Source organism: Affinundibacterium fentianense, assembly GCF_018139545.1.
Classification (GTDB): Bacteria; Pseudomonadota; Gammaproteobacteria; order Burkholderiales; family Burkholderiaceae_D; genus Undibacterium; species Undibacterium fentianense.
In genome coordinates this window covers 503464-530286 of the sequence record NZ_JAGSPJ010000001.1, presented here as the reverse complement: position 1 = coordinate 530286, position 26823 = coordinate 503464, and the positions used below count along the sequence as shown (strand labels likewise).

The following is a 26823-nucleotide window of genomic DNA, read 5'->3' as shown; positions in this document are numbered from 1 at the left end:
TATTAGGCGTGGTTGTTTTTCCTTGGTTGTTGTATGCTCAGAATTATGTTGTTGGCTTGTCTCGTATAAATAAAAAGTAGAGAGGTGAAGTTTGGAACAGAATAGCGAAGTGCAACACGAAAAAATTTCCGTTCGCTCGATGCTTATGGTCGTCTTGTGGCCAGCATTTTTGATGGCATGTGTTGGGACCGGTGTATTTTTCAGTTTGGTAGATCCTATGGAGTTGATCGTATTAGATGAAAAATTGCAAGTCCACATGCTTGGAGCCTATACGATTGGTTTTTTGATGTTTTGGGCACTTGGTGTTATATCAAGCTGGCTAACAGCATTACTTTTACAGAAAATTCGATAGAACAAAATGGTATCGTCCACCACACCAGAAAAAATTATCAAAGACAACTTAGAGATCTCTGAAGAGTTGATTAGGAAATTTGATTCTTTAGGTCCTCGCTATACATCATATCCGACAGCAGATCGATTTCACACTGGCTTTACTGAGTCATCCTATGTTAAGTACTTGCAAGAGCGGAATTCAGCATCAAGGAAAGCACCCTTATCTCTGTATATTCACATTCCGTTTTGCGCATCGCTTTGTTACTACTGCGCCTGCAATAAGGTGATAACAAAGGATAGGTCCAAGTCGGCAATTTATCTCGATTATTTGACCAAAGAGCTCGAATTGGTGAAGCGTCATTTGCCTGGCCAAGAAATAATTTCGCAATTGCATTTGGGTGGTGGCACGCCGACATTTTTGAGCTCTGAGGAAATGCGTCGCTTGATGTCTATGCTTCGCGCTAATTTTAGCTTTTCTGAGGATGCGGAAATCTCGATTGAGATTGATCCTCGCACCGTCACTGAAGAGTCACTTCAACTGTTAGCGGATGTGGGTTTTAATCGTACAAGTCTTGGCGTACAAGATTTTGATGAACAAGTACAACTAGCGGTGCATCGAATTCAGCCATTTGAAATGGTGAAAAATTGTATTGAGCAAAGTCGGGCAGTGGGTTTCGGCTCGATAAATTTTGACTTGATTTATGGTTTGCCTAAGCAAAATTTAGAAAGTTTTTCCCGAACTTTGGATCAGGTAATTGCTTTGTCACCAGCACGAATTGCCTTGTATAACTATGCCCATTTGCCGACTCGATTTAAACCGCAGCGTCGAATAAATGAGGCGGACTTACCACCTGCTGAACAACGATTGCAAATTTTTCTTATGTCACTGCGTCGTCTTTTAGACGAGGGGTATGTCTATATTGGCTTAGATCATTTTGCAAAACCCGATGATAGCTTGGCTGTTGCGATGAAAGATAAGTCTTTGCATCGTAACTTCCAGGGATACACTACGCGGGCTGATTGTGATTTGATTGCACTCGGATTGTCATCTATCGGGAAGGTAGGTGCATCATATGTACAAAATGTCCGCACATTGGATGAGTACTACGCCGCACTAGATGAAGGCAGATTGCCAGTTGAGAAGGGTTTTGATTTAAGCCAAGATGATCTATTACGGCGCGAATTGATCATGACTTTGATGTGTTGCAGTTCCATCGATATTAATGATATTGAGTCACGCCATCAAATTCAATTTGCTGATTACTTTGGACAAGAAATTGAACGAATTCAAGAGTATGCCAATGAAGGTTTAATGGATATTACTTCCGCAAAAATTAGTGTGAAACCAAAAGGAAGAATGTTTGTACGGGCATTTAGTATGATTTTCGATCAATATTTGTCGCGTCAAACTGCTGCCAAATATTCGAAGCTTATCTAATTTCTACTAAAAAACATGCTGACTTTCCCGCTCATTTTGGCCGCCTTGGCGGCGGGTGGAATTGGCGGTTTTCACTGCGTTGGAATGTGCGGTGGAATCGCTAGTATTTTTAGTCACATGTCAAATGGGCAGAAAATAAATCCGACTTCTGTGATCCCTATAGTCCCTATTTCATTGACAGAAGTCGCTTCAAAATCTCTTTCTTTTTCCAGTGGAACTGCATCCTCATATTGGTTTTTTCAAGCAAAATTACATCTAGGCCGATTATTTACCTATGGCATGGTAGGTGCAGCATTTGGTGGCTTGGGAGGTGCGAGCTTAAGCTGGAAAGTCGATTCCACTATTTCATCTTGGTTCTATTACCTGGGTAATTTTGCTTTAATTTTGTTGGGACTTCGGCTCGCTGGAATTCAATTTCGCCATTTTTTACCAGAGAAGTTCGGTCAATTTATTCAATATGGCTACACAAAATTAATACCGTTGATGCAGAGTGGTCGACGCCAGCCGTTCTTGACTGGGATGGCTTGGGGGGCATTGCCCTGTGGATTATCGTATGCCATTGCGCCTTTTGCTCTCTTGTCAGGTGCGATGTGGTCAGGTGCTTTGCTGATGGTGCTATTCGGTTTGGCGGCTCTTCCTCACTTGCTAGTCGCACAGGCAATCTCGAGAAAGTTGAAGCAGAGTAGTCGTATGCAAATTGTACAAATGCTTTTTGCATTTATTTTGATCACGCTAGGTGTTGTGGGAATGTACTTTGGAAATATGGATAGAATGCCAGATTTCTTATGCGTCACGCCACGTTGATGATGGTAGTGGCTTGTGGGAAATTAGTTTGATTTGTTTCGTGCGAGAAGAGGGGAGTGAAGAAATATTATTCTTGCAATTTGAGAATCGAGTTGAAGACCTCATCTGCCGTGTCGATCAATTTTGCGGAGATCTGGAATCCTGCTTTGAATTGTAGTTGTTGTGTCAGTTCATTCGCAAGATCAGTACTGCTTGAATTGCTCGGTTCACCCATGATTTCTTGGCGTGCCAAATCTTCACTTGCTTTGCTAATATTTACTACGACACCACCGTTTGCTCCTTCCTGAAAACTAACGCTGGCAACCTGATAATTCTTGGTGGACGCGTTCGCAATATTGTTTGCGTTGTTGTCGAGTGCGGACTGGAACGCTTTGAGTCCGGATAGACCTGCATTGAGTGCGCCAATAGACATTGCGGAGCCTTTTAATTAAATTAAGCTTTTAGACGACGGATTCTTTGTTGTAAGCTTAGTGGATTTTTTCTAAGCTGCAAGCAAATTTTAATGGTCTATGCCGGCGTGGATAGTGCGGATTAAATTGTTTGACAAGATTTAACATCGAATATTCTCTATTAAGCTCTTGCCTTGATTCTTAGTGATGAAGGTCAGCACTAATTGAATGTTGCAAATTTGGCGGATTGCCCATTTTTATTGGATTTAATAGAGGGATTTGAATTTGAATTTGCGTTCCTTTGCCGACCTCGCTTTGTACTTTGAATTCTCCTTGCATCGCTTTAATTCTCTCGCGCATTCCTACTAAGCCAAAAGAACGCGTTTTGTTCATTGCCCCTTCTTCAATGCCTCGTCCATCGTCTTGAATGATGAAAGATAAGACGTCGTGACTCCGAGAAAATTGAATATTGACATGACTTGCCTTCGCGTGGCGTGCAACGTTCGTCAGTGATTCCTGAATTATGCGATAGATAGCTGTACTTTTTTCATCATCGAGTATCAGTTGTTCTTCATCCGCAATCAAATCACAATGAACACCATGCCTTTGAGAAAATTCTTTTTGCAGAGTTTGTAAAGCGAAAAATAAACCACCTTCGTCCAACGCGCGCGGCCGTAGATCTGTCGCGATTCTCCTCAGAGTCGTGATCGACGTGAGCAGAAGTTGGTCCATGCTGGTTAGCGTGCGTCTCGACCTATCGGATAAATTTTGTTCCCTCTGTAATAGTGATAAATCCATTCGTAATGCTGCCAAAAGCTGACCTAGGTCATCATGGAGTTCACGCGCGATGTGTTTGCGCTCCTCTTCACGAATACTCTGAAGTGCTGATGATAGTTGGCTTAGTTCAGAGTGGTACTGTGCCATTTTTTCTTTTGCAAGTTTACGTTCACTGATGTCTCGAAAAATTACAGTGAAAAAGCGTTTGTTATTTTCGATTAAGCTGGAAATCGACGCCTCGATTGGGAATTCAGAGCCGTTGGCATGAAGACCTGTAACATAGTAGTCATCAAAGCTACTGCCCATTTTGCGTCGGGTAGTCCCTCGTTCACCAAACTGATTAACGTGGTGCCCATGCACATGCCGATGCCGCATTGGAATGACTACTTCAATTGACGAGCCGAGTAAATCATTGACTGTATAACCAAAAATACTTGCGGCTGCTGGATTGACAAGGATAATTTTATGTTGATCATCGATTGTCAGGATACCATCCATCGCAGTCTCAATTACGCCTGTCAACCGTTGTTTATGAATTCTCAGTTCGTCCGCCGCCGATTGCAAATGCTGGGTGCTTTCTATTAGACTGGAATAAGGTGCATGTATGTTGATGCCCACCATGCCGCGATAGATTGCTAGTGCCGCAAAAACTTGGAAGGCATGCCCAATCGCGACAAATAATTCGTCTGGAAGGCGATAAAGAGAGAAATAAGTTTCAGAAACGGCCATCATCGCTGCAGCAAAAAAAAGTAAGCTGCGTTTGATTTTAAGATGGCCTTCAACACTTAAATTTTTGGTCGCGAACACTTGTTGATAGAAGAGGAATGCAGTGATGCTATTCGTAACCACTAACACGATCTCGCAATGCACTTTAAAACTCGTTTGTCCGATATCCTTTAAATAGGTAATTGGTAATATTTCAGGAGCTTGAAATACCAAAAGCGTTACTGCTGCAGTCGCCAATAAGCCTAGGTAAATGCTGAGTTGTGCGAAATGATTCGGCACATCGATATCTGCAGTGTGTATGACTAGCCCAAGCAGCGTGAAGGTGATCAATGAGCGTGATAATAGCCAAAAGCTGAGGGACTTGTGCATGTCGATTGGTTCGGTAAATCCTGGCATTCCTTGAAAAGAAATAATGTGAAAAAAACCAAATATGGCTGCGCATAAGAATGTAACGGCGAGAATTAAGCTACTTCGTTTCCGCAGTTCACCGAAAGCATTCCAACAGACGATAAATACCGACGCAAAAATGATGATGGTCGCCGTCTCTAGGGCGGTGTGTATGGTTAGTGCATGTGGCACCTTAAATTCTGCAACTAACTCGCGATTAGACCAGAGGCTGATTGAGAGTGCGAGTAGCACAAAACTCGTCCAAGTGAGACGTTTCAATTCTGCGGGGATGAAATTTTTCATGTGGACGCGATGGCATTGACTAGAAGTGGGAATTGTACTGTGTGCTAAAGATTAATTGAAATGCATTCTTGAATATAGAAAAAACAAGGTTGGAAGTTGCCGCTTCGTTCACCAAGGATGCCTCGACCTAGGAATCTTTGACAATGCACACGACAAATTTCTCTTGGTCTTATTGAGCTGAAGACTCCGAAGTTCCGAACTCGTTGGTAGTTATGACCCTGCTCAATTGAGTCGAAGCAGGGTACAACAAGGTAGAAGCTTAATGTGACATGAGAACCGGAATGTGGGTCTTTTCCAAAATGGTACGTGTCGTCCCCCCCATGATCATTTCACGGAAGCGAGAATGCCCGTAACCGCCCATGACTAACCAGTTGACTTGCAATTCTTGACAGATTTGCAGCAAGGTTCCACCGGTATCTGATTTACTCAATCGTTGAACTACTTCAATCTTGATGCCGTGACGAGCGAGATAGAGTGCAAGGTCGGCTCCAGGTTCTTCCCCATGTGTGCCCTCTTTTGGCTCTGGGTTTATTAAAATCAAGTGGACAAGTTCACTTAATTTCAGCAGCGGAATGGCATCTGTTATGGCACGCGCAGATTCTCTGCTTCCATCCCAAGCGACGGCACATGGCCCGGTGATATCTTTGGTTTCGCCTGTGTGCGGCACGATCAACACTGGTCGTCCCGAATTCACTATCATAAATTCAGGAAAATCAGACATGACTGAGGGCGATGGTTCATTCTGATTGGTTTGTCCAATGATAATCAAATCTGCGTAACGTGCCCGTAAGCCTAATCCACCATTTGCCTCATCATTCGCGATCAAAGATTCTGAGCGTTCATAATTTTGTTCTAGACAAATTCGTTTGAAATGTTTGACAGCGTTATCGGCTCTTTCACGAAGTGCAGATAGATGGAACATGATGTTGGGATCACCCGCACCTAATTCCGTACTTTCAAAAATATATCGAGAAATACCTGTGAGTGCGACCCCGGTCAAATGAGAATCAAATTTGTTTGCAATTTGAAGCGCAAGTTCTGTTCTTTTTGTGGAACTTTTTGATTCATCGACGTGGACTAAAAGCGTCTTGTATGTCATGGTCACCTCAGCATTTCAAGTCGTGGAAAAATCAATTCATCGCAGCCGCAAGTTCACCGTTCCATTGTGGAAGCAAATTTTTATTGACTAAGGCTGTAACTTTTTCTGTTACTTTAATCCTTGACTTTGCAGGTGGCAAGCGGCGTAGCGTTTTTAATGCAGTTGGGTCAATGATATTGATTTCTCTTTGCTCGACTGAAATCATTCCCAATTCATTTAGCGCCGACAAAGTACGGCTAACTGTTTCTAGCGTCAGTCCTAAATAGCTGCCGATTTCTTGCCGGGTCATACGCAAGTTGAAACTACGTCCAGAGTAACCCATTTGATTGAATCTTTCTCCCAAATTGGTTAGGAAGCGAGCAACTTTAGCTTCAGCGCTCAACGCACTTAGCATGCTGATCATCATTTGTTCTCTGACGATTTCTCTACTCATGACACTAAACATAGCTTGTTCTAATTCCACATGGAGCCGACCAAGTGCTGCAAATGTTTTGTACGGCACTAAAATCATGTCGCAGTCGCTAAGCGCGATTGCTTCAGATGCGTAGTGTTGTTTGTGAATGCCATCGATGCCTAATAGGTCACCTTTCATTGGGAAACTTAGCACCTGTTCGTTGCCATATTCATCGATATGAACAGTCTTCAAGAAACCAGAGTTGACGATGTAAAGTGTATCAAAAGCTTGTCCGATTCGATGAATGCGTTGACCAGCTTTAAAACGGACATGCTGAAAGAGGGTGTCTTCGTCATCCGCAGTAGCGGGAGCTTGAATGGAAAGCAAGTCGCAAATCTGACGTAAATTAGACCATAAGCTACCTTGTTGACGCCATGAGCTGTCATTGATCGTTCCAATGTCTGCGAAGCGAGCTGGTGTTGCTTGTGCGATTGTAGATAAGTTCGACATGATTGACTCTCTATGAAATTAAATTTGGAAATGGGTTGATCGCTGAATTAGTCGTTGCTTAATGGCCTAGTCCGGTTGCTTGCCAGCGATGCAGAATGCTGGGGATCTGTTCAAAATCGGTGGATTTGTCGAGGAAGCTGTCTGCGCCAGCCCTTAAGGCTTGCATCCGATTTGCTTCGCTCGAATGATTTGTCAGAACAACGACTCGAATTTCTGGATGTGTATTCTTGATCTTTTTGAGTAGATTCAAACCATTGCCGTCGCTAAGTTGAATATCAAGGATCATGGCGTCAGCATGCGCATTTAGAATCTTGTCGTACGCACTCCCGATGTCTGGCGTGATGCCAACGATACTGATATCAGACAACTCCTCGATAAAGCTGACGAGGCGATTTTGAATTAGGAGTGAATCTTCAACGATAAACAGGTTCATGGCACGGATGCTCTTTAATGGATTTGCGTTGATTGCATGTGTCCATTATGGCGAGATCGATGCTTGATTTAAATCAGTGATTGCTGATTTAAATTGTGGGAATTTGCCAATCCAATGTAGGAATATTCCTAGCGAGTAAGCCTCACTTGATCAAAGTAGACCGACAGGCTGCGCGTACCAGTTGCCATGCTGTATGGCAAGTAGATGAAAAGTGAGTGAGGCGTAATTTAGTTTAACAAATGATGCGTCATAGCGTACTGAACCAGTTCAGAAATAGATTGAAGGTCCATTTTTTGCATAATACGTGTTTTATGTGTACTCACTGTCTTTACGCTAAGGTGAAGGAGTTCGCCTATTTCGGTGATGGACTTGCCTTTTGCTAAATGGCAAAAAACTTCAAACTCGCGGTCTGATAGAGAGGTGTGTGCGGACTGATGATGATTGCTGGTTGGCATCGCTGACATGGCAAGTTGCTCTGCAACTTCCATGCTAATGTAGGGTCTGCCAGCGGCCACTTTGCGAATCGCTGTGACAAGTTGTGTACCAGCACTTTCCTTTGTTAGATACCCATTTGCACCTGCGCGAATCGCACGGACAGCATATTGTTCCTCTTCGTGCATCGTTAATATCAGTACTGGCAGCTTGGGGAACTCGTCCTTAATCTGGTGGATCAAATCGACACCACTCCTCCCAGGCATCGATAGATCCAATAGTAAAACATCAAACGCTTCGGAACGAACCTTGGTAATCGTGTCATGTCCATCGATTGCTTCGCCAATGACTTGAATGTCGTCATTTCCATCGAGTATGCGTTTTAGGCCTTCGCGCATAATGGTGTGGTCATCGGCTATGAGTATTCGAATCATAAATTAAGTGAGAGTCAGAGTCGGGTAGAAAAATGGCGCTTTGGGCGAGTCGTAAATAAAGCTTAAGTGACTTCACGAATTTTAAATTGGCGGCCCTTGATATTGCATCTTGATAATTTGTTTAGGACGATATCAATCACTTCCCGTTTGACCGCGACATAAGAGATAAATTCCAAGATGTGGATTTTTCCAACTTGGTCCTTGCTGAGGCCAACGTCACCTGTTAATGCGCCAAGTATATCTCCGGGTCGTAGCTTGTCTTTCTTGCCGCCTGAAATACAGACAGTAATCATGGGTGCAGTTAACGCAATGTGTTTAGTCGACAGATCTTCAAGTTGCTGCCAATTCGCTGCTTGGTTTTGATAATCTTCAATGAGCTTGACCCATTTCCTTTCACTGGACGTCGCCAATGTTAATGCGAGGCCGCGTTCGCCAGCGCGACCAGTGCGGCCGATTCGGTGAACGTGAACTTCCGCATCTTTCGATACGTCGACGTTAATGACCGCACCGAGTGCTTGAATATCAATTCCGCGTGCAGCCACGTCGGTCGCGACGAGAACTGAACAACTTTGGTTCGCAAACAAGATGAGAATTTCATCACGGTCGCGTTGCTCCAAATCTCCGTGCAATGCAAGCGCAGCAATGCCTTGCTGTTGTAGTTCTTCGGCTAATTCATCGCAGTGAATCTTTGTGTTGCAGAACGCGATGCTTGAAATAGGATGGAAGTGAAGCAATAGTTTGCTGACTGCTGAATTCCGATTTTCCGCACTTACTAAAAAAAATTGTTGTTCGATGTGCTGCTTTGCATGTTGGCTCTCAACGCGAATTTCTATCGGGTCGCGCAAAAAACTAGCAGTCGCCATTCGCATATCAGAAGGATATGTGGCAGAAAAAAGCAATGTCTGACGTCGGGGCGAACATGCTGCAACGATTCCAACAATATCCTCATAGAATCCCATATCGACCATTCGATCCGCTTCGTCCAAAACCAAAGTTTGGACGGTGCTTAAATTCACACTTTTCCTTCCAATATGGTCAAGTAGACGACCAGGCGTTCCAACGAGAATGTGAGCGCCATGTTCCAGCGATGCAATTTGAGGGCGCATTGCGGTGCCGCCACACAGTGTCAGGATTTTGATATTAGGCGTTGCGCGGGCCAGTCTACGTAGTTCGTTTGAAACTTGATCTGCGAGTTCTCGCGTTGGGCAGATAATTAAAGCTTGGGTGGCAAAGTAGCTTGGATTGAGCTTGCTTAGGATTCCAATCCCGAACGCAGCAGTCTTGCCACTGCCAGTTTTTGCTTGTGCGATCAGATCTTTTTGTTCGAGCATAACGGGAATGCTTGCTGCCTGAATATCCGTCATTTCGTGATATCCCAGACTCCCCAGATTTTGAATCAAACTCGAAGAGAGCGGTAGATCTGAAAAGCGTTTGGTTAGAGGCATCATGGCGTCGTGCAAAATTTAAAAAAGAGTGAAGCCGAAGTCTAACAGTTGCAGTGAAGAAGCACCAAGTTTGAATTTTTGACCTATGACATTTACCTGTCGCCCCGACATCTAGAGGTGAGTGTTTTGGGTATTCAATGGTGAGGTGGTTTAATTAATATGCTATTTTTGCAAAATGAGTTTCTTTTTAAGATTGCATATTGGCACTTGTTCCCTAGAGTTAAGGGTTTCGTGCTAAAATCTAAGGTTAGATGAATTCTTGAAATTTTGTCTTAACCCTTTCTTTTTATTGGAGTTTTTAGATGGCTATCGAACGTACATTATCAATCATTAAACCAGACGCAGTGGCAAAGAATGTAATCGGTCAAATCGTCAGTCGCTTCGAAGGCGCTGGCTTGAAAGTTGTGGCAGCTCGTTTGACACAATTGTCTCGTGCGGAAGCGGAAGGTTTTTATGCTGTTCATGCAGCACGTCCATTCTTTAAAGATCTGGTTGATTTCATGATCTCTGGCCCAGTTTTTGTGCAAGTGTTGGAAGGCGAAGGCGCGATTTTGAAAAATCGTGACTTGATGGGCGCAACTGATCCTAAGAAGGCTGAAAAAGGCACAATCCGTGCTGATTTCGCTGAGTCTATTGATGCGAATGCAGTTCACGGTTCTGACGCTGCGGAAACTGCAGCTGTTGAAATCGCTTACTTCTTCCCAGCATTGAATGTGTACTCACGTTAATATTCGTGTTGAAGTAAGTTTAACGTAGGTATTGGTTTTGTTTGGGGTATTCGCTCCATGCGCGAAATTAATTGAAAAGTATTAATTAAGAAGATTTAGATGACGGCACTCACCAACTTATTGGATTTTGATCCTGCACAACTCGTGGCGTATTGCGGCGAGTTGGGTGAGAAGCCGTTTCGCGCAAAGCAGTTGCAGCGCTGGATACACCAATTCGGCGCTCGCAATTTTGATGAAATGACAGATCTGGCAAAATCCTTGCGGGAGAAGTTGGCTGGTCGCGCGCATATTTCCGCGCCAGCGGTCATCAGTGATCACACGTCGAGTGATGGTACTCGTAAGTGGTTGGTGGATGTAGGTAACGGAAATGCGGTTGAGACTGTATTTATTCCGGAGGAAAATCGTGGCACCTTGTGTATTTCTACACAGGCTGGCTGTGCAGTTAATTGCCGTTTTTGTTCGACCGGCAAACAAGGATTTAATCGTAATTTAAGCGTGGGCGAAATTATTGGCCAATTATGGATGGCTGAGTTTGAACTGCGCAGAACTAAAGGTATTGAGCCCGGTCCAAAAGGTGAGCGTCAAATCACCAATGTCGTGATGATGGGGATGGGTGAGCCGCTGTTGAATTTCGAGCCAACGGTGACCGCCTTGAAGTTAATGTTGGACGATAACGCCTATGGCTTGTCGCGTCGTCGCGTGACACTTTCAACTAGTGGTGTGGTGCCGATGATCGATAAGTTGGCGAAAGAGTGTCCTGTTGCTTTGGCAGTTTCTCTGCATGCGTCAAATGATGCGTTGCGCGATGGTTTAGTGCCTTTGAATAAGAAATATCCATTGCATGAACTGATGGCTGCATGTCGTCGCTATCTCGAATTTGCGCCCCGAGATTTCATTACATTTGAATATTGTATGTTGGACGGCGTGAATGATACCGATCAGCACGCGCGTGAATTGGTTGCTTTGGTGAAGACGGTTCCGTGCAAATTTAATTTGATTCCATTTAATCCATTTCCGGAGTCTGGTTTAAAGCGTTCACCTAACGTCCGCATTAAATTGTTTGCGCAAATCTTGATGGATGCGGGAATTGTGACAACGGTTCGCAAAACCCGGGGCGACGACATTGACGCTGCATGTGGTCAGTTGGCAGGTGAGGTGCAAGATCGGACTCGAGTGCAAGAGCGTATGCAACAGATGTCTGAATATCAGAAGAAATTTGGTCCAAATTTTGGGAAAATTACGGAGATAAAATAATGAAAAATCGCAAGTCGATTTGTGCAATATTGTTCACTGTTTGTGTACTTCTGCTGTCGGCTTGTTCGAGTTCAAAGTTTGTTAACTCGATGGATGATGAAAAGATTGCAAGTGAAAGTCCTGAAGTCCAACGACGGGTTTCGATTCGAATGCAATTGGCTGTCGATTATTACAAGGAAGGTCAGTTTAAGCCCGCCTTAGAGGAAATTCGAAATGTCATCACTATTTCCCCTAAGTTTGTGGATGCGTATAGCTTGCGTGCCCTGATTCAGATGGAGATGAATGATCCTCAGCGTGCCGAGGAAAACTTTCTGTATGCACTGAAGTTAGATCCTGCGAATTCGGAAATTAGAAATAATTATGCTTGGTTCTTGTGTCAGAATGGGCGTGAGAAACAGGCTTTGCCTCTGTACGATAAAATTGTTGCAGATCGGAGCTATCCAACACCTTTGAAAGCAATGATGAGCGCGGGTGTTTGTAGTTTGCGTATGAAAGACATTCGAAGTGCTGAACGCTATTTTTTAATGGCGCATGAAGTTCAGCCGACAGATCCTTCGGTGAACGCAAATTTAGCGAAAGTTTATTATGATCGCGCCGAATATGAGCGAGCTAGGCCTTATATTCAGAAAGTCCTGAAAGAAGAAATTTATGCTGCTGATGTGTTATGGCTCGCGATAAAAATTGATCAAAAATTAGGTGACCAAGCTTCTGTGAGTGGTTTGGGTACACAGTTGCGTCGGCGTCACCCTAATTCGAAGGAGTTTGCTTTGTTTCAAAAAGGTGCTTTTAATGAGTGAAGTCATGCATTCCCCTGAAGATGAAGGTAATTTGTCGGAGTCACTTCCATTGAGTGCATCTGCAGGTGCTCAATTGGCGACCAGTCGCGAAAGTAAGGGGTGGTCGGTACAGTTTGTTGCGGAGCAATTGAAGTTGTCGCAAGGACAAATTGTCGCGTTAGAGGCCGATAATTTTGATGCTTTGCCAAAAATGGTAATTGTCCGTGGATTTGTGCGTGCTTACGCAAAACTTCTCAAAGTTGATGCAGATAAATTGGTCGCACTTTTACCAAAAGATGCGAGTCCGGTTCAATTGGAGACTTCATTGAGGCCTGCATTATCGACTCCTTTTGTTGACTCTCGATTGTCTCTCCAAGGGCAACACGATAATAATCGCCGATATATTGTGGGGGCAGTGGTCTTGCTATTCGCGGTTGGTGTATTTTTGTTATTGCAGCATACGACATTAGGGCAGAATTTTGCCAGTTTGCTGCAAAAGAAGGAGGCCGTGTCATCAACGTTGGAGCTAGGTGTTGCTAGTGCTAGTGTGGACGCATCGGCAGAAAATAGTATGGTGCCCGCAACGCCCACAAATAGTAGCCTTACTTCCGCTAGCATTGCCTTAGAGGCGCCCGCTCAGGTTGTGGAGTCTGTGACTGCGAGCAATGTTGTAACTGATGATGCGAATAAGGTTGTAGCAACATCTGATGTTGTCGCTAAGAACAATGAAAGTGAGCTTAAGCCTTCGATTTCGGCCAAACAGGAAGTGAACCAAGCGCCAGTGAGTTTACCCAATCCTAATGAATTATTTATTGTGAAATTCAAACAGGATTCATGGATACAAGTTAAGACCGATAGTGGAGTGATTCTTAGCTCCCATTTGGCTCGTGCGGGTACGGAGGAGTCCTTTAGTGTGAAGCAAACTTTAAATGTGAAATTGGGGAATGCTGCTGGCGTCGAGGCAATTTTGCGAGGAGTTGCGATGCCGATTTTATCCGAGCGTGGCAACAATGTTGCCAATATCGTGGTGAAATAAAATGTTGGTTGAACTCAAGGATATCGCGTGTGGCGCAAGTCAGCGACGCGTAAGTCGTGCGGTTGCAATACGTCACCATGATCGAGTCGTTGTCGTTGGCGGAAATGCGCCAATAGTTGTTCAGTCGATGACGAATACTGATACTGCGGATGCAATTGGAACTGCAATTCAAATAAAAGAATTGGCGCGAGCTGGATCTGAATTGGTAAGAATCACGGTCAATAACCCAGAGGCTGCGCGAGCTGTCCCGGCCATTCGAGAGCAGCTTGACCGGATGGGTATTGACGTGCCTTTGGTTGGTGATTTTCACTATAATGGACACAGCTTACTGAAGGATCATCCTGAATGCGCACAGGCGTTGTCGAAATATAGAATTAATCCTGGAAACGTAGGTCAAGGTGCTAAGCGAGATACGCAATTTGCCCAAATGATAGAAATGGCATGCTTGTACCAAAAACCCGTCAGGATTGGTGTGAATTGGGGAAGTTTGGATCAAAGTCTGCTAGCGAGAATTATGGATGAAAATTCTCGCCGACCAATTCCACTAAGTTCGCAAACGGTGATGTATCAAGCGCTGATCACGTCCGCAATTGAAAGTGCGCAACGAGCTGAGGAGTTGGGACTGCCGGGCAATCAAATCATCCTCTCATGTAAGGTGTCCGGTGTTCAGGACTTGATTTCTGTTTATCGTGAAATCGGTAAGTATTGCGATTATCCCTTACATCTTGGTCTGACGGAAGCAGGGATGGGGAGTAAAGGGATTGTCGCTTCGACTGCGGCGCTTTCTGTTCTTCTGCAAGAGGGTATTGGCGACACAATTCGTATCTCTCTGACTCCTGAACCAGGCGGTGATCGATGTAAGGAAGTTTTTGTGGCGCAGGAGATATTGCAGACGATGGGGCTGCGAAAATTTATGCCAATGGTTATCGCTTGTCCTGGCTGTGGCAGAACAACGTCTACCGTCTTTCAAGAGTTGGCTGACGATATTCAATCATTTTTGCGAGAGCAAATGCCAATCTGGAAAGAATCTTTTCCCGGGGTGGAAAATATGAATGTTGCTGTGATGGGCTGCATAGTCAATGGACCAGGTGAATCCAAGCATGCAAACATTGGTATCAGCCTCCCAGGTACTGGTGAGTCTCCCGCTGCACCTGTATTTATCGATGGAGAAAAAGCAATGACACTGCGAGGTGATCAAATTGCGAGGGATTTTCAAAAGGTCGTTTTAGATTATGTTCAAGAGCGCTATGGAAAGGCTACTTGATGATTTTAAGTTCTGCACATATATAAAAAAATAGAATCGGAATTGTGAGTATGTCTGAAGAAAAAAAAGTTGAGAAAATTGTTGGTATAAAAGGGATGAATGACATTCTTCCCGAACAATCGGCGCTTTGGGAGTTATTTGAAAATACGGTGCAATCGGTATTGAAGAGTTATGGTTTCCAACAAATGCGTACGCCAATTGTTGAGGCGACTCCACTATTCGCTCGCGGGTTGGGGGCTGTGACGGATATTGTTGAAAAGGAAATGTATTCTTTTGAAGATGTGATGAATGGTGATAAGCTGACTTTGCGTCCTGAGAATACAGCGGGTATTGTACGAGCAGCTTTGGAGCACAATATCACCTATGATGGGCCAAAGCGGGTTTGGTATAACGGCCCGATGTTTCGGCATGAAAAACCACAGCGCGGTCGATATCGTCAATTTCATCAAGTAGGTGCTGAAGCTTTAGGTTTTGCTGGCCCTGATATCGATGCGGAGCTGATTGCAATGTGTCAGCGTCTTTGGGATGATCTTGGGCTAGTCAATGTTCGCCTTGAGCTCAATTCAATTGGTGATGCTAACGAGCGCAATTTGCACCGCACTGAACTGATAGCGTATTTTGAAAAACATAAAGAATTACTTGATGCAGAGGCACTTCGCCGTTTGTATTCCAATCCTTTGCGCATTCTGGATACCAAAAATCCAAGTTTGCAAGAGTTGGTCAATAATGCTCCCAAATTATTGGATTTCTTAGGGGAAGAGTCTAAGGCCCATTTTGAGGGCGTGCAAAGTATCTTGCGGCACAATAGTATTCCATTCACAATCAACCCAAGATTAGTTCGTGGCTTGGATTATTATAATCGCACAGTCTTTGAGTGGGTTACCGATGAATTGGGTGCTCAAGGAACGGTTTGTGCAGGTGGTAGGTATGACAGTTTGTTTACGATTTTTGGTGGTAAACATACTCCAGCCTGCGGATTTGCAATGGGTGTGGAGCGTTTGCTGGAATTAATGAAGCTTAACGGCGATGCAGAGCATGTTAGTGGTTGTGATGTCTATTTGGTGCATCAAGGTAAGCAAGCACAAATGCAATCTTTTGTTTTAGGCGAGCGTTTACGTGATGCAGGCCTAGATGTTGTGTTACATTGCGCATCTGCTACGGGAATTGGTAGTTTTAAATCGCAGATGAAGAAAGCTGATGCGAGTGGCGCTGCATTTGCGGTCATTATCGGTGAAGATGAGGCTGCGGCTGAAACAGTGACTGTAAAGTCCTTGCGTGCAGATGACTTTGCGAATAATCAAACCAGCGTTCCTTTCGATACTGCGGTTGATTACTTAGTTGATCAAATCGTTGGTGTTGATCACGACGAATCCCAATGCGAAAATCCTAATCATATTCACATTCATCATTAATAAAAATGGCATACGATCTCGAAGAGCAAGAACAGATAGACACCCTCAAAGCTTGGTGGAAGCAATACGGAAATGCAGTAACGTGGTTATTGATCGCTGGTTTGGCAAGTTTTGCTGGATGGACAGCGTGGACAAATAATCAGCGTAGTCAAGCAGCTCAAGCATCGGCAATTTATGACGAAGTACAAAGGGCAGCTGCTTTGAAAGAAATTGCGAAAGTTCAAGGCGCGACAGCGAATTTGATTGAGAAATTTAGTGGTACCTCGTACGCGTCTATGGCAGCGTTGAGTGCAGCAAAATCTGCTTTTGATGCAGGCGATTTAGCAGGTGCAAAAAAACATTTGCAATGGGTGGTTGACCAAGGATTTTCTAAAGAATTTCAAGCGATTGCAAAAATTCGTTTAGGCTCAGTTTTGTTGGACGAAAAAAAATATGAGGAGGCGCTCAAGGTTCTTGCTGGAGATTTTTCTGCTGAATTTGAGTCTGAAGCCTTGGAACGTAGAGGGGATGTATTGGTTGCGCAGAATAAATTGAAAGAGGCTCGGGAGGCATACAAAGTTGCGCTCGATAAAATGGGGGAAAAGCATGCCGGCCGTCAATTGGTGCAAATTAAATTGGATGCGTTAGGTGGGGCGTTGGATGCGAAGTCTACAGAACATGCTGACAAAAAATAATATGAAAATGAATTTCTTTGCTCGCGGTTTGCTTTTCTCATTGAGTGGTGTCCTGTTTTTGTCGGGATGCTCGAGTTTGTCATGGTTAAATCCATTCTCAAAAGAAGATCCAAAAACCGCGCCAGCACCTTTACAGGTTTTTAATACAACCATGTCTGTAAAGCAGGCATGGAGCTTGAACCTCGGTTCTGCCCAAGACTATAGCTTCACGCCAGCCGTTGTTGGATCAGATGTCTATGCAGCTTCAGCTGATGGCTCGATTGTTAAGGTCAATGCATCAACAGGGCAAGCTGCTTGGAAAATTAAGGCTGAATTGCCTCTCACCGCAGGTGTAGGTGCCAATCAAAAAGTCGTGGCAGTTGCAGGTCAAAAAGGTGTTCTGTTTGCGTTTAATTCAGATGGAAAGCAGCGGTGGAAGGCTCAGGCAAGTAGTGAAATACTGTCAGCTCCAGCAGTAACAGATAACTTGGTTATCATTCAAAGTATTGATAATCGCATCACGGCATTTGATGTCGATTCTGGAGCTCAAAAATGGGCGGTGGAGCGTCCACTCCCAATATTAACTTTGAGAATGGTGACAGGAATCGTTGTAAAAGATCAATTGGCTTATATCTCTACTTCGGGAGGGAAATTGATCTCTTTGGCGCTCAATAATGGCGGATTGCGTTGGGAGGCGACTGGCGCAGAACCGAAGGGTGCAACCGAATTAGAGCGGATTGTCGATATGTCAGGTGCTCCGGCATTGGCTGCTGGTAATGCTTGTGCATCGAGCTATCAAGGAAGAGTGGCATGCTTTGATTTGACGAATGGTAGTTTAAAGTGGGCGAAAAATTTGTCGAGTGAAGTCGGTGTTGCAGCGGATGAACGGTTTGTTTTTGCCGCGGATAACAGTGGTTCCGTTTATGCCTACGATATGAATGGCGGCGCGTCTGTATGGAAGAATGATAAGTTGACGAACCGCGGTTTGGCGACTCCAGTTTCTTTTGGTCGTGCGGTCGCGATTGGCGATCGACTAGGCTTTTTGCATTTTCTATCAAGAGAGGATGGGGCGTTTTTGGCTCGTATGCCTACGGATGGTAGCAAGATTTTGTCTGCCCCAGTGGCGGTCGGTAATAATCTGATTGTACAAACTAAGTCAGGTGCTGTTGTCGCTTTTGCGACGGAATAAGTTGATGAAACCAGTTATAGCATTAATCGGCCGACCCAATGTCGGCAAGTCTACGCTTTTCAATCGCCTAACTCGGACGCGTGACGCGTTGGTTGCCGATTTGCCCGGCCTTACTCGTGATCGTCACTACGGAGAAGGGCGGGTTGGAGAACGGCCGTTTCTGGTTATTGATACGGGTGGTTTCGAGCCAGTTGCCAAAGAAGGCATCATGCATGAAATGGCAAAGCAAACCAAACAGGCTGTCGCAGAGGCAGATGTGGTGATTTTCTTAGTTGATGGTCGTCAAGGTTTGACGCCTCATGATAAGACAATTACTGATTTCTTGCGTAAGTCTGGACGCTCGGTCATGTTGGTAGTGAATAAAGCAGAGGGAATGCGTTATACCAGCGTTGCCGCAGATTTCTATGAGTTAGGGATGGGTGACCCTTATGTTATCTCGTCGGCTCATGGTGACGGTGTCACTGATTTGGTCGAGGAGGCCTTGAACCTTGCCTATGCATCGCGGACCGATGAAGCTGATGAGAATTTAGACGCAGCCAAAGGTATTAAAATTGCGATCGTTGGACGCCCCAACGTTGGTAAGTCGACTTTAGTCAATACTTTGCTTGGCGAGGAGCGTGTCATCGCCTTTGATATGCCTGGAACGACTCGAGATTCCATTGAAATCCCTTTCGAGCGTGATGGTCAACAATATACCTTGATTGATACTGCAGGTATTCGTCGCCGGGGAAAAGTGTTTGAAGCAATCGAAAAGTTTTCGGTTGTGAAAACCTTGCAGTCTGTCTCCGAAGCCAACGTGGTTTTGCTTTTGCTGGATGCTCAACAAGATATTTCTGAGCAAGATGCACATATTGCTGGCTTTATACTCGAGTCTGGGCGTGCCTTGGTAGTTGGTGTGAATAAATGGGATGGGCTTCAAAGTGACCGTCGAGATGAAATTAAAATGGACATCGAACGCAAATTAAATTTTTTGACGTTCGCTAAATTTCATTTTATCTCAGCGCTCAAGTCCACGGGTATCGGACCATTGATGAAATCAATTGACGCAGCGTACGATGCGGCAATGGCCAATTTATCGACACCTAAATTGACTCGTGCCCTGATTGAAGCTGTCGAACATCAACAGCCAAAACGTAAGGGCTCAATTCGGCCTAAAATGCGTTACGCGCATCAGGGTGGCCAAAATCCTCCAATCATTGTGATTCACGGGAATGCACTGGATGCGATAGGTGATGTTTATAAGCGCTACTTAGAAAAGCATTTCAGAGAAACTTTCAACCTTACCGGAACCCCGTTAAGAATTGAAATGCGCTCAGGTAAAAATCCTTTTACTAAAGAATCAAAATAATAGCTAAATATTGCAAACTTTACTTTGCGTAAGTGTCGAGAAGTATTTTAAAAAATAGTTTGTCGTGGTATCGTAATTATCTTTTGGACACTTGAAATAATTTGAGTTGTCCCCAACTCCTTATCACAACAACACAATGGAGCGGTTATGAGCAATAAAGGGCAACTGTTACAAGACCCATTTTTAAATGCATTGAGGAAAGAACATATTCCTGTGTCAATTTATTTGGTTAATGGAATTAAATTGCAGGGGCATGTTGAATCGTTTGATCAATATGTTGTGTTGCTGCGAAATACCGTAACTCAAATGGTGTATAAGCACGCGATTTCGACAGTCGTTCCTGCACGCGCTGTGAGTATTAATTCTGATTCTGAAGCCGAGTAATTGTTGGTTATTTCTATTGTTCTTTATTGTAAGTATTCATTCAAATGCGCGCTGCTCTAGTCGGCGTTGATTTTGGTAAAGGTGACTTTGCCGCAAGTTTGGATGAACTTTCTCAGCTCGCGCTTACTGCGGGGGCTGAGACTATCACAACTGTCTCCTGTAAGCGATCAAGTCCTGATGCTGCTCTTTTTGTTGGATCGGGAAAAGCTGATGAAATTGCACATTGTATTGTCGATCTTGCTCTTGATCTCGTCATATTTAATCATTCACTGTCACCTGCGCAGCAACGAAATTTGGAGCGACATCTCAAAACACGTGTCATAGATAGAACTAGCTTGATTCTAGATATTTTTGCCCAACGTGCTAAAAGCCACGAAGGTAAAGTACAAGTGGAATTGGCTCAATTGCAGCACCTTGCGACCCGCCTCGTGCGAGGTTGGACACATTTGGAGCGGCAAAAGGGCGGGATTGGTTTGCGTGGCCCTGGTGAGACACAATTGGAGACGGATCGCCGTTTATTGGGTGAGCGTGTGAAAATGCTCAAGGCAAAAATGGAGAAGTTGCATAAGCAGCGTGAAACTCAGCGGAGATCACGAGGTCGAAATAAGACCTTTTCCGTTTCCTTAGTCGGCTATACCAATGCTGGTAAATCCACTTTGTTTAATACTTTAACCAAAGCAGGAAGCTACGCTGCCAACCAACTTTTCGCGACGCTAGATACCACATCGCGACGTTTGTTTCTTGAGGGTGTTGGTAATATTGTAGTCTCGGATACAGTTGGGTTTATTCGCGATTTACCTCATCAATTGGTTGCTTCGTTCCGTGCCACACTTGAGGAAACTATTCATGCGGATCTATTGTTGCATGTGGTTGATGGTGGGAGTGCTGTTAGAAATGACCAAATTGAGCAAGTGAACCATGTCTTAAAGGAAATTGGTGCAGATCATATTCACCAACTATTGGTTTGGAATAAGATTGACGAGGCTGATCTGCCACCTGCAATTGAGCGGGACGAATATGGTAAAATCAACAGAGTGTTTGTTAGTGCAAAAAATGGTTTGGGAATTGACTTGCTGCGAGCTGCAGTTGTTGAGTTGATGCTGGAAAGTCGCGAAACTCTCGAGCCGGATGAAAAGTTCTTGCCAGGTGAATTAAACTAGGTATTGGTTGCTTTGTATTATTAATTTTAGTTGGATCTAATAATTTTTCGGGTAATTAACGAATGCGAATTTCATTCCTCAATCGCTTGCGTCCTCTATTTTCTTTGAATGATCCTCAGTGGGGACGTGGTTCAAAAGATAGCAAGCATGAAAGTAAAAAACCAGAAGATGGGCCTCCAGAGTTGGATCAACTTTGGCGTGATTTTAATCAATCGATCGCTAAGATGTTCGGTAAGAGCGGTGGGGGTGATAACGGTGGTTCGTCGAACGACTCAATGTTCGCAAAGATCGGGTTTGGCGTCATACTGCTGGTATTTGGGTTCTTCTGGTTGATTAGTGGATTCTTTATCGTCCAGGAAGGTCAGACTGGTGTTATCACGACATTTGGTAAATATAGTTACCAAGCGAATCCGGGGTTTAATTGGCGTTGGCCGACACCAATACAGGCTCATGAAATTGTTAATGTATTGCAAGTTCGCACGGTTGAAGTTGGCTATAGAAATAATGTCAAAAACAAACAGCCTAAAGAAGCATTGATGTTGACTGATGATGAAAATATTATCGATATTCAATTTGCTGTTCAATACAAATTAAAAGATGCAGCCAAATGGTTGTATAGCAATAGAGACCAAGAGGAAATGATTCGACAAGTTGCTGAAACTGCGATTCGAGAAATTGTTGGTCGAAGCAAAATGGACTTTGTCCTATATGAAGGCCGAGAAAAAGTCGCTTTGGATGTAAATGTATTGATGCAGCAAGTGTTGGATCGCTATGAGTCTGGCGCACAAATAACCAATGTCACTATGCAGGCGGTACAGCCGCCTGAACAAGTGCAGGCTGCCTTCGATGATGCAGTAAAAGCAGGTCAAGATAAAGAACGTCAAAAGAATGAAGGTCAAGCGTATGCGAATGATGTAATTCCTAAGGCTCGTGGTGAAGCCTCAAGATTATTGCAAGATGCGGAGGGCTATCGATCGAAAGTTGTTGCAAATGCTGAAGGTAACGTGGCTCGCTTCAAGCAAGTCTTGGTTGAATATCAGAAGGCGCCAGCAGTGACGCGTGACCGTATGTATTTAGAAACGATGCAGCAGATTTTCAGTAGCACGACTAAGTTAATGATGGATGCAAAAAATGCGAACAATATGATTTATTTGCCTTTGGATAAATTAAATTTGCAAGGTGAGTCGACTTCGAAATCGAATACTTCGTCAGCGCTCAATACTGCTCCAACTGAATCTATGCCTACTGTTGAAGTAAGGGGAACTAAAGATGGTCGCGCGCGCGATTCTCGTGATAGGGAGTCACGATAATGAATAAATTTATTTCGTCTTTGTTAGCGTTAGTCATCGCTGGTATTGTTGCTTACTCCACTATTTTCGTGGTGGATCAACGTTCTCATGCCATCGTTTTCGCATTAGGTGAAGTCAAAGCCGTGATTAGCGAACCAGGATTGCATTTTAAATTGCCACCGCCTTTTCAAAATGTGATGTTTCTGGATAAGCGTATTTTGACGATTGAGTCTCCTGAAGCAGATCGATTTATCACCGCTGAAAAGAAAAATATTCTGGTTGACACCTATGTCAAGTGGCACATCACTGAGCCCAAGCTCTATTTCGTCAGTTTTGGCGGAGAAGAGAGTCGTGCACGGGATCGATTGTCGCAGATTGTTAAAGCTGCGTTGAATGAAGAAATCACCAAACGATCTGTTCGTGACGTAATTTCAGGTGAGCGTGACAAGGTCATGCAAGCGATTCGAAAAAAAGTCACGGATGAGGCTAAACAGATTGGAGTGGAAATTGTTGATGTGCGATTGCAGCGTGTAGATTACGTTGAGCAGATCAATAATTCTGTTTATGAACGAATGAAGGCAGAACGCAGTCGCGTCGCCAATGAGTTGCGCTCAACAGGATTTGCTGATTCGGAAAAAATTCGCGCCGATGCGGATCGGCAACGCATTGTTATCTTGGCAGAAGCATATAAGGAAGCTCAAACAGTAAGTGGTGCCGGCGACGCAGAGGCAGCGAAAATTTATTCGCAAGCGTTTGGTCAGAATGCCGAATTCTATAAATTTTATCGTAGCCTTGAGGCATATCGCGCAAGCTTTAAAAACAAGAGTGATGTTTTGGTTGTCGATCAAAATTCTGAATTTTTCAAATATTTCAAGGCTCCTGGTGTAGGAACGTCTGGGGCTGCTCCTAAAAAGTAAAACCTTAAAAGTGGGTGTTGGTAGATAGACTGCATTTCAATTTGAACTGCAGTCTTTCTGGTTTTTACCCGATCCATGTATTTACACAGCATTTTTTACCGAAGATAATTTCTTATGCCAAATTGGCTACTCCCTGAGAACATTGCAGATGTTTTGCCCTCGGAAGCTCGAAAAGTTGAAGAGTTGCGCCGTCTTTTACTCGATAATTTTCGGTGTTATGGCTACGAATTAGTCATGCCACCGATGTTGGAATACATTGAATCCTTGTTGACTGGTGCTGCGCAAGACATGGACTTGCAAACCTTTAAATTGGTAGATCAAATCTCTGGTCGAACAATGGGGGTACGTGCTGATATGACGACTCAAGTCGCCCGCATTGATGCGCATCTTTTGAATCGAAAATCGGTCACACGTCTCTGCTATGCTGGAAGTGTTCTGCATACGAGACCTTCTGGTTTGCATGCGACGCGTGAGCCATTGCAGATTGGTGGTGAGATTTATGGGCATGCTGGACTCGAAGCTGATGCGGAAATTCAAGAGCTCATGTTGGCATCTTTGGCACTCGCAAACATTTCTGAAGTTCGGCTTGATTTATGCCATGTTGGTGTCTTAAGGGCACTTTTGAATAGTGATGCTGCGGCTAAACGTCATGAGACCCAACTGTTTTCATTGTTAGAAGCAAAAGATTTGCCCGCTTTGAAAGAGTTGACGAAGGATTTTCAGCCTGAAATCCGTAGGGCTTTGTTGGATTTGCCAAATTTATATGGTGACAGAGCGATTATCGAAAAAGCCGCCGAAATTTTGCCCAAACTCGATGGTATTGCGATAGCATTGAGTGAGTTGTCGCATTTAGTTGATTTGGCTGGTAGTGCGAAAATCACTATCGATCTCGCAGATTTGCGCGGGTATCATTATCATAGTGGCGTGATGTTTAATGCATTTGTGCCTGGTTTGCCAAATGCTGTTGCGCGTGGTGGTCGCTACGATCATGTAGGCGAAGCATTTGGACGTGCAAGGCCTGCGACCGGGTTTTCTTTGGACTTGCGTGAGCTAGCGAGATTGATGCCGTCTGCGGAGCGTAAAGATGCGATTTTAGCACCATGGAACCAAGATCCCGCTTTGAGGGTGAAGATTAATGAGTTGCGCCGGGCAGGGAATGTCGTAATACAAAATTTGCCTGGTCATGAGAACGAACAGGACGAATTCGAATGCACGCGAGTGGTCGAATTTGATGGTAGTCATTGGATTTTAAAAACTGTAGGTTGATGAGCGATGTCACAAAATAAACCAGCAAAAAACGTAGTTGTCATTGGTACCCAATGGGGGGATGAGGGTAAGGGAAAGATCGTCGATTGGTTGACCGATCATGCTCAAGGGGTGGTGCGTTTTCAAGGTGGGCATAACGCCGGCCATACACTCGTAATTGGTGGTCAAAAGACTGCATTGCAACTAATACCATCAGGTATTATGCGTGCAGGGACTGCCTGTTATATTGGAAATGGCGTCGTTCTCTCTGTGCCTGATTTATTACGCGAAATCGATAAGTTAGAAGCGAACGGCGTTGAGGTCTGTTCACGCTTGAAAATTTCTGAAGCCTGTCCAGTGATTTTGCCTTACCACACAGCGCTTGATGCCGCCCGTGAGGCTGCACGTGGAGCTGCAAAAATCGGTACAACCGGCAAGGGTATCGGGCCAGCCTATGAAGACAAAGTGGCGCGTCGTGCTATTCGAGTTGCTGATTTGTTGAATCCAGAAAGATTTGCCGAAAAGCTTAAAGAAAATTTGGAATATCATAACTATGTTTTGGTTAATTATTTAAAGGCAGCGCCTGTTGATTTCCAAAAAACATATGATGATGCGATGCGCGACGTCACTCGAATTCGTCCAATGGTTACCGATGTTTCTAGTGCATTGCACGCTGCGTATAAAAATGGCGCAAGTTTGTTGTTTGAAGGAGCACAGGGGAGTTTGCTCGACATTGATCACGGAACCTATCCCTTCGTAACATCAAGTAACTGCGTCGCAGGAAATGCGGCTGCGGGGTCAGGCGTAGGTCCTGGAATGCTCCACTATATTTTAGGCATCACCAAGGCATACACAACTCGTGTAGGGTCGGGACCTTTTCCTTCAGAACTTCCAACTGATCAAGGTGTAGGTAAGCATCTAGCGAGTGTTGGTCATGAATTTGGAACAGTCACTGGGCGTGCGCGTCGGTGCGGTTGGTTTGATGCTGCTCTATTGAAACGCTCGGTTCAGATAAATGGCGTCTCCGGCATGTGTTTGACTAAACTTGATGTATTAGATGGATTAGAGTCGCTTAAATTGTGTACTGGTTACACGATCGACGGCAAACCTGTTGATATTTTCCCAGTCGGTGCGGAAGAGGCAGCCCGTTGTGTGGCAGTCTATGAAGAAATGCCTGGCTGGTCTGAGTCTACAGTTGGGGCGCAATCAATGGAAGCCTTACCTTTGAATGCTCGTAACTATATCAAGCGTATCGAAGAATTGGTCGGAGTGCCAATTGATATGGTTTCTACAGGGCCTGATCGTGAAGAAACCATTGTTTTACGTCATCCATTTTTGTAATCACAGATGGGAATTGGTCGATCTTGAAAAGTGAGCACAAAGATTTATGGATTTCATGGGAAGAGTATCATCGAGCAATTGAATTGCTTGCATTGAAAATTCATGATTCAGATTTTAAGTTCGATCATATACTTTGCTTAGCGCGAGGAGGCCTTCGAATCGGAGATGTGTTCTCGCGCCTGTTCAAATTACCTTTGAGTATTCTTTCGGTGAGTTCTTATCGGGGTGAAGCTGGGCAAGATCAAGGCGCAATTAAGATAGGCGGTAGCATTGCCAGCGTTGAAAAAAATTTTGGCGGCAGGGTGCTATTAGTCGACGATTTGGTTGACTCCGGTGTGACATTTAGAGAAGTACAACCCTGGCTGAGAGATCACTACCCGGAGATCACTGAAGTAAAAAGTGCTGTCATTTGGGTTAAATCTTCATCGGTAGTTATCCCCGACTTCTATTTGACTTATCTTGAAGATTCTCCGTGGATCCATCAACCTTTTGAACTGTATGATACGCACGGTCTAGAGAAGATTCGAACCTAAAAAAACGCACTGGATTACCCGCTTTTCTTAGTGCATCCACTTCATTAAATTCAAACGGGTTTTGCTATCAAGAAAAGCATCTCTGTTTGGAAAAACATGATGAAGATTGGAAAACAAAAAAGCCGTTGTTCGATACAACGGCTTTTTTGAATATAGATGGTGCCCACGGAGGGACTCGAACCCCCACACCCGAAGGCACATGGACCTGAACCATGCGCGTCTACCAATTCCGCCACGTGGGCAACGAAGACCAAGATTATAAAGTAATGCCCTATAAAGTCAATGTATTGAGTCTTTAATGTTCAGGTATTTGTCCATGTCTTCTGACTAGCAGATAATGCCCCAATACGAATCGGTGCTTCGGTTTTTGAGACGATCAAATACTAGGTG

The 26823-nt window shown here is 44.3% G+C and carries 26 protein-coding genes and 1 tRNA gene; 19 read left to right on the top strand and 8 right to left on the bottom strand.

The features are described 5' to 3' along the window. The first annotated feature begins 91 nt into the window (after positions 1 to 91). The 3 genes from KDM90_RS02345 to KDM90_RS02335 are packed head-to-tail and all read left to right on the top strand — an operon-like array spanning position 92 to position 2575. Positions 92 to 352 carry a hypothetical protein gene (locus tag KDM90_RS02345; protein ID WP_212673980.1) on the top strand — a complete coding sequence of 87 codons (261 nt, stop codon included), beginning with the start codon at positions 92 to 94 and terminating at the stop codon, positions 350 to 352. Positions 353 to 358: 6 nt separating this feature from the next. Then, the gene (hemN, locus tag KDM90_RS02340) at positions 359 to 1771 is read left to right on the top strand and encodes an oxygen-independent coproporphyrinogen III oxidase (RefSeq protein ID WP_212673979.1); all 1413 of its coding nucleotides are present in this window, start codon (positions 359 to 361) and stop codon (positions 1769 to 1771) included. Positions 1772 to 1786: 15 nt separating this feature from the next. Next, positions 1787 to 2575, top strand: coding sequence for a sulfite exporter TauE/SafE family protein (locus KDM90_RS02335; protein WP_212673978.1), 789 nt, complete (start codon positions 1787 to 1789; stop codon positions 2573 to 2575). 67 nt (positions 2576 to 2642) lie between these two features. Here the strand turns inward: KDM90_RS02335 and KDM90_RS02330 are convergent, their stop codons facing one another. The 7 genes from KDM90_RS02330 to dbpA all read right to left on the bottom strand — a co-directional run bounded on the left by KDM90_RS02330 (position 2643) and on the right by dbpA (position 9907). Next, positions 2643 to 2987 (bottom strand): flagellar basal body protein, encoded by a 345-nt coding sequence (locus tag KDM90_RS02330; protein ID WP_212673977.1) that lies wholly within the window; start codon positions 2985 to 2987, stop codon positions 2643 to 2645. A gap of 178 nt (positions 2988 to 3165) precedes the next feature. Further along, positions 3166 to 5157 carry an MASE3 domain-containing protein gene (locus KDM90_RS02325; protein ID WP_212673976.1) on the bottom strand — a complete coding sequence of 664 codons (1992 nt, stop codon included), beginning with the start codon at positions 5155 to 5157 and terminating at the stop codon, positions 3166 to 3168. 259 nt (positions 5158 to 5416) lie between these two features. Beyond that, positions 5417 to 6256: a universal stress protein gene (locus tag KDM90_RS02320; RefSeq protein ID WP_212673975.1), complete on the bottom strand. Its 840-nt coding sequence runs from the start codon at positions 6254 to 6256 to the stop codon at positions 5417 to 5419. 31 nt (positions 6257 to 6287) lie between these two features. Next, positions 6288 to 7160, bottom strand: a complete 873-nt coding sequence (locus KDM90_RS02315) for a Crp/Fnr family transcriptional regulator (protein WP_212673974.1) — start codon at positions 7158 to 7160, stop codon at positions 6288 to 6290. A 58-nt stretch (positions 7161 to 7218) separates the two neighbouring features. Beyond that, positions 7219 to 7593: a response regulator gene (locus tag KDM90_RS02310; protein ID WP_212673973.1), complete on the bottom strand. Its 375-nt coding sequence runs from the start codon at positions 7591 to 7593 to the stop codon at positions 7219 to 7221. A gap of 227 nt (positions 7594 to 7820) precedes the next feature. After that, entirely contained in the window at positions 7821 to 8459 is a 639-nt protein-coding gene (locus KDM90_RS02305; protein WP_212673972.1) for a response regulator, read from the bottom strand. A 62-nt stretch (positions 8460 to 8521) separates the two neighbouring features. Further along, positions 8522 to 9907 (bottom strand): ATP-dependent RNA helicase DbpA, encoded by a 1386-nt coding sequence (gene dbpA, locus KDM90_RS02300; protein ID WP_212673971.1) that lies wholly within the window; start codon positions 9905 to 9907, stop codon positions 8522 to 8524. 299 nt (positions 9908 to 10206) lie between these two features. On the opposite strand from dbpA, the gene ndk reads away from it, so the two are divergent. The 16 genes from ndk to KDM90_RS02220 all read left to right on the top strand — a co-directional run bounded on the left by ndk (position 10207) and on the right by KDM90_RS02220 (position 26433). Beyond that, the gene (gene ndk / locus KDM90_RS02295) at positions 10207 to 10632 is read left to right on the top strand and encodes a nucleoside-diphosphate kinase (RefSeq protein WP_186915269.1); all 426 of its coding nucleotides are present in this window, start codon (positions 10207 to 10209) and stop codon (positions 10630 to 10632) included. A gap of 99 nt (positions 10633 to 10731) precedes the next feature. Next, a complete protein-coding gene (gene rlmN / locus KDM90_RS02290) occupies positions 10732 to 11886 on the top strand; it encodes a dual-specificity RNA methyltransferase RlmN (RefSeq protein WP_212673970.1) in 1155 nt (384 codons plus the stop codon). After that, positions 11886 to 12683, top strand: a complete 798-nt coding sequence (pilW, locus tag KDM90_RS02285; RefSeq protein WP_212673969.1) for a type IV pilus biogenesis/stability protein PilW — start codon at positions 11886 to 11888, stop codon at positions 12681 to 12683. The genes rlmN and pilW overlap by 1 nt, the downstream gene beginning before the upstream one ends. After that, positions 12676 to 13698, top strand: a complete 1023-nt coding sequence (locus KDM90_RS02280) for a helix-turn-helix domain-containing protein (RefSeq protein WP_212673968.1) — start codon at positions 12676 to 12678, stop codon at positions 13696 to 13698. Before pilW ends, KDM90_RS02280 begins: the two co-directional genes overlap by 8 nt. Before the next feature lies 1 nt (position 13699). Beyond that, a complete protein-coding gene (gene ispG / locus KDM90_RS02275; RefSeq protein WP_212673967.1) occupies positions 13700 to 14962 on the top strand; it encodes a flavodoxin-dependent (E)-4-hydroxy-3-methylbut-2-enyl-diphosphate synthase in 1263 nt (420 codons plus the stop codon). Between the two features lie 50 nt (positions 14963 to 15012). Then, positions 15013 to 16374, top strand: a complete 1362-nt coding sequence (hisS, locus tag KDM90_RS02270) for a histidine--tRNA ligase (RefSeq protein WP_212673966.1) — start codon at positions 15013 to 15015, stop codon at positions 16372 to 16374. A 5-nt stretch (positions 16375 to 16379) separates the two neighbouring features. Next, a complete protein-coding gene (locus tag KDM90_RS02265; RefSeq protein WP_212673965.1) occupies positions 16380 to 17048 on the top strand; it encodes a YfgM family protein in 669 nt (222 codons plus the stop codon). A 1-nt stretch (position 17049) separates the two neighbouring features. After that, entirely contained in the window at positions 17050 to 18216 is a 1167-nt protein-coding gene (gene bamB, locus KDM90_RS02260; RefSeq protein ID WP_230409556.1) for an outer membrane protein assembly factor BamB, read from the top strand. A 4-nt stretch (positions 18217 to 18220) separates the two neighbouring features. Beyond that, complete coding sequence (der, locus tag KDM90_RS02255; RefSeq protein WP_212673964.1) at positions 18221 to 19564, top strand: ribosome biogenesis GTPase Der; 1344 nt, start codon at positions 18221 to 18223, stop codon at positions 19562 to 19564. 147 nt (positions 19565 to 19711) lie between these two features. Then, positions 19712 to 19948 carry an RNA chaperone Hfq gene (hfq, locus tag KDM90_RS02250; protein WP_186889331.1) on the top strand — a complete coding sequence of 79 codons (237 nt, stop codon included), beginning with the start codon at positions 19712 to 19714 and terminating at the stop codon, positions 19946 to 19948. Positions 19949 to 19992: 44 nt separating this feature from the next. Further along, positions 19993 to 21108 (top strand): GTPase HflX, encoded by a 1116-nt coding sequence (gene hflX / locus KDM90_RS02245; protein WP_212673963.1) that lies wholly within the window; start codon positions 19993 to 19995, stop codon positions 21106 to 21108. A gap of 62 nt (positions 21109 to 21170) precedes the next feature. Continuing rightward, complete coding sequence (gene hflK, locus KDM90_RS02240) at positions 21171 to 22418, top strand: FtsH protease activity modulator HflK (protein ID WP_212673962.1); 1248 nt, start codon at positions 21171 to 21173, stop codon at positions 22416 to 22418. Further along, positions 22418 to 23314: a protease modulator HflC gene (gene hflC, locus KDM90_RS02235; RefSeq protein ID WP_212673961.1), complete on the top strand. Its 897-nt coding sequence runs from the start codon at positions 22418 to 22420 to the stop codon at positions 23312 to 23314. Before hflK ends, hflC begins: the two co-directional genes overlap by 1 nt. 114 nt (positions 23315 to 23428) lie before the next feature. Beyond that, positions 23429 to 24580 (top strand): ATP phosphoribosyltransferase regulatory subunit, encoded by a 1152-nt coding sequence (locus KDM90_RS02230; protein ID WP_212673960.1) that lies wholly within the window; start codon positions 23429 to 23431, stop codon positions 24578 to 24580. A 6-nt stretch (positions 24581 to 24586) separates the two neighbouring features. After that, positions 24587 to 25900 carry an adenylosuccinate synthase gene (locus KDM90_RS02225; RefSeq protein ID WP_212673959.1) on the top strand — a complete coding sequence of 438 codons (1314 nt, stop codon included), beginning with the start codon at positions 24587 to 24589 and terminating at the stop codon, positions 25898 to 25900. A 20-nt stretch (positions 25901 to 25920) separates the two neighbouring features. Then, positions 25921 to 26433 carry a phosphoribosyltransferase gene (locus KDM90_RS02220; RefSeq protein ID WP_212674472.1) on the top strand — a complete coding sequence of 171 codons (513 nt, stop codon included), beginning with the start codon at positions 25921 to 25923 and terminating at the stop codon, positions 26431 to 26433. Between the two features lie 157 nt (positions 26434 to 26590). Here the strand turns inward: KDM90_RS02220 and KDM90_RS02215 are convergent. Then, positions 26591 to 26675: transfer RNA gene (locus tag KDM90_RS02215), tRNA-Leu, on the bottom strand. Positions 26676 to 26823 lie beyond the last annotated feature (148 nt).

What these genes read in the sequence shown, in the direction of transcription:
- hemN (WP_212673979.1), top strand. Translation starts at nt 359, where the DNA reads ATGGTATCGTCCACCACACCAGAAAAAATTATCAAAGACAACTTAGAG.
- KDM90_RS02335 (WP_212673978.1), top strand. Translation starts at nt 1,787, where the DNA reads ATGCTGACTTTCCCGCTCATTTTGGCCGCCTTGGCGGCGGGTGGAATT.
- KDM90_RS02330 (WP_212673977.1), bottom strand. Translation starts at nt 2,987, where the DNA reads ATGTCTATTGGCGCACTCAATGCAGGTCTATCCGGACTCAAAGCGTTC.
- KDM90_RS02325 (WP_212673976.1), bottom strand. Translation starts at nt 5,157, where the DNA reads ATGAAAAATTTCATCCCCGCAGAATTGAAACGTCTCACTTGGACGAGT.
- KDM90_RS02320 (WP_212673975.1), bottom strand. Translation starts at nt 6,256, where the DNA reads ATGACATACAAGACGCTTTTAGTCCACGTCGATGAATCAAAAAGTTCC.
- KDM90_RS02315 (WP_212673974.1), bottom strand. Translation starts at nt 7,160, where the DNA reads ATGTCGAACTTATCTACAATCGCACAAGCAACACCAGCTCGCTTCGCA.
- KDM90_RS02310 (WP_212673973.1), bottom strand. Translation starts at nt 7,593, where the DNA reads ATGAACCTGTTTATCGTTGAAGATTCACTCCTAATTCAAAATCGCCTC.
- KDM90_RS02305 (WP_212673972.1), bottom strand. Translation starts at nt 8,459, where the DNA reads ATGATTCGAATACTCATAGCCGATGACCACACCATTATGCGCGAAGGC.
- dbpA (WP_212673971.1), bottom strand. Translation starts at nt 9,907, where the DNA reads ATGATGCCTCTAACCAAACGCTTTTCAGATCTACCGCTCTCTTCGAGT.
- ndk (WP_186915269.1), top strand. Translation starts at nt 10,207, where the DNA reads ATGGCTATCGAACGTACATTATCAATCATTAAACCAGACGCAGTGGCA.
- rlmN (WP_212673970.1), top strand. Translation starts at nt 10,732, where the DNA reads ATGACGGCACTCACCAACTTATTGGATTTTGATCCTGCACAACTCGTG.
- pilW (WP_212673969.1), top strand. Translation starts at nt 11,886, where the DNA reads ATGAAAAATCGCAAGTCGATTTGTGCAATATTGTTCACTGTTTGTGTA.
- KDM90_RS02280 (WP_212673968.1), top strand. Translation starts at nt 12,676, where the DNA reads ATGAGTGAAGTCATGCATTCCCCTGAAGATGAAGGTAATTTGTCGGAG.
- ispG (WP_212673967.1), top strand. Translation starts at nt 13,700, where the DNA reads ATGTTGGTTGAACTCAAGGATATCGCGTGTGGCGCAAGTCAGCGACGC.
- hisS (WP_212673966.1), top strand. Translation starts at nt 15,013, where the DNA reads ATGTCTGAAGAAAAAAAAGTTGAGAAAATTGTTGGTATAAAAGGGATG.
- KDM90_RS02265 (WP_212673965.1), top strand. Translation starts at nt 16,380, where the DNA reads ATGGCATACGATCTCGAAGAGCAAGAACAGATAGACACCCTCAAAGCT.
- bamB (WP_230409556.1), top strand. Translation starts at nt 17,050, where the DNA reads ATGAAAATGAATTTCTTTGCTCGCGGTTTGCTTTTCTCATTGAGTGGT.
- der (WP_212673964.1), top strand. Translation starts at nt 18,221, where the DNA reads ATGAAACCAGTTATAGCATTAATCGGCCGACCCAATGTCGGCAAGTCT.
- hfq (WP_186889331.1), top strand. Translation starts at nt 19,712, where the DNA reads ATGAGCAATAAAGGGCAACTGTTACAAGACCCATTTTTAAATGCATTG.
- hflX (WP_212673963.1), top strand. Translation starts at nt 19,993, where the DNA reads ATGCGCGCTGCTCTAGTCGGCGTTGATTTTGGTAAAGGTGACTTTGCC.
- hflK (WP_212673962.1), top strand. Translation starts at nt 21,171, where the DNA reads ATGCGAATTTCATTCCTCAATCGCTTGCGTCCTCTATTTTCTTTGAAT.
- hflC (WP_212673961.1), top strand. Translation starts at nt 22,418, where the DNA reads ATGAATAAATTTATTTCGTCTTTGTTAGCGTTAGTCATCGCTGGTATT.
- KDM90_RS02230 (WP_212673960.1), top strand. Translation starts at nt 23,429, where the DNA reads ATGCCAAATTGGCTACTCCCTGAGAACATTGCAGATGTTTTGCCCTCG.
- KDM90_RS02225 (WP_212673959.1), top strand. Translation starts at nt 24,587, where the DNA reads ATGTCACAAAATAAACCAGCAAAAAACGTAGTTGTCATTGGTACCCAA.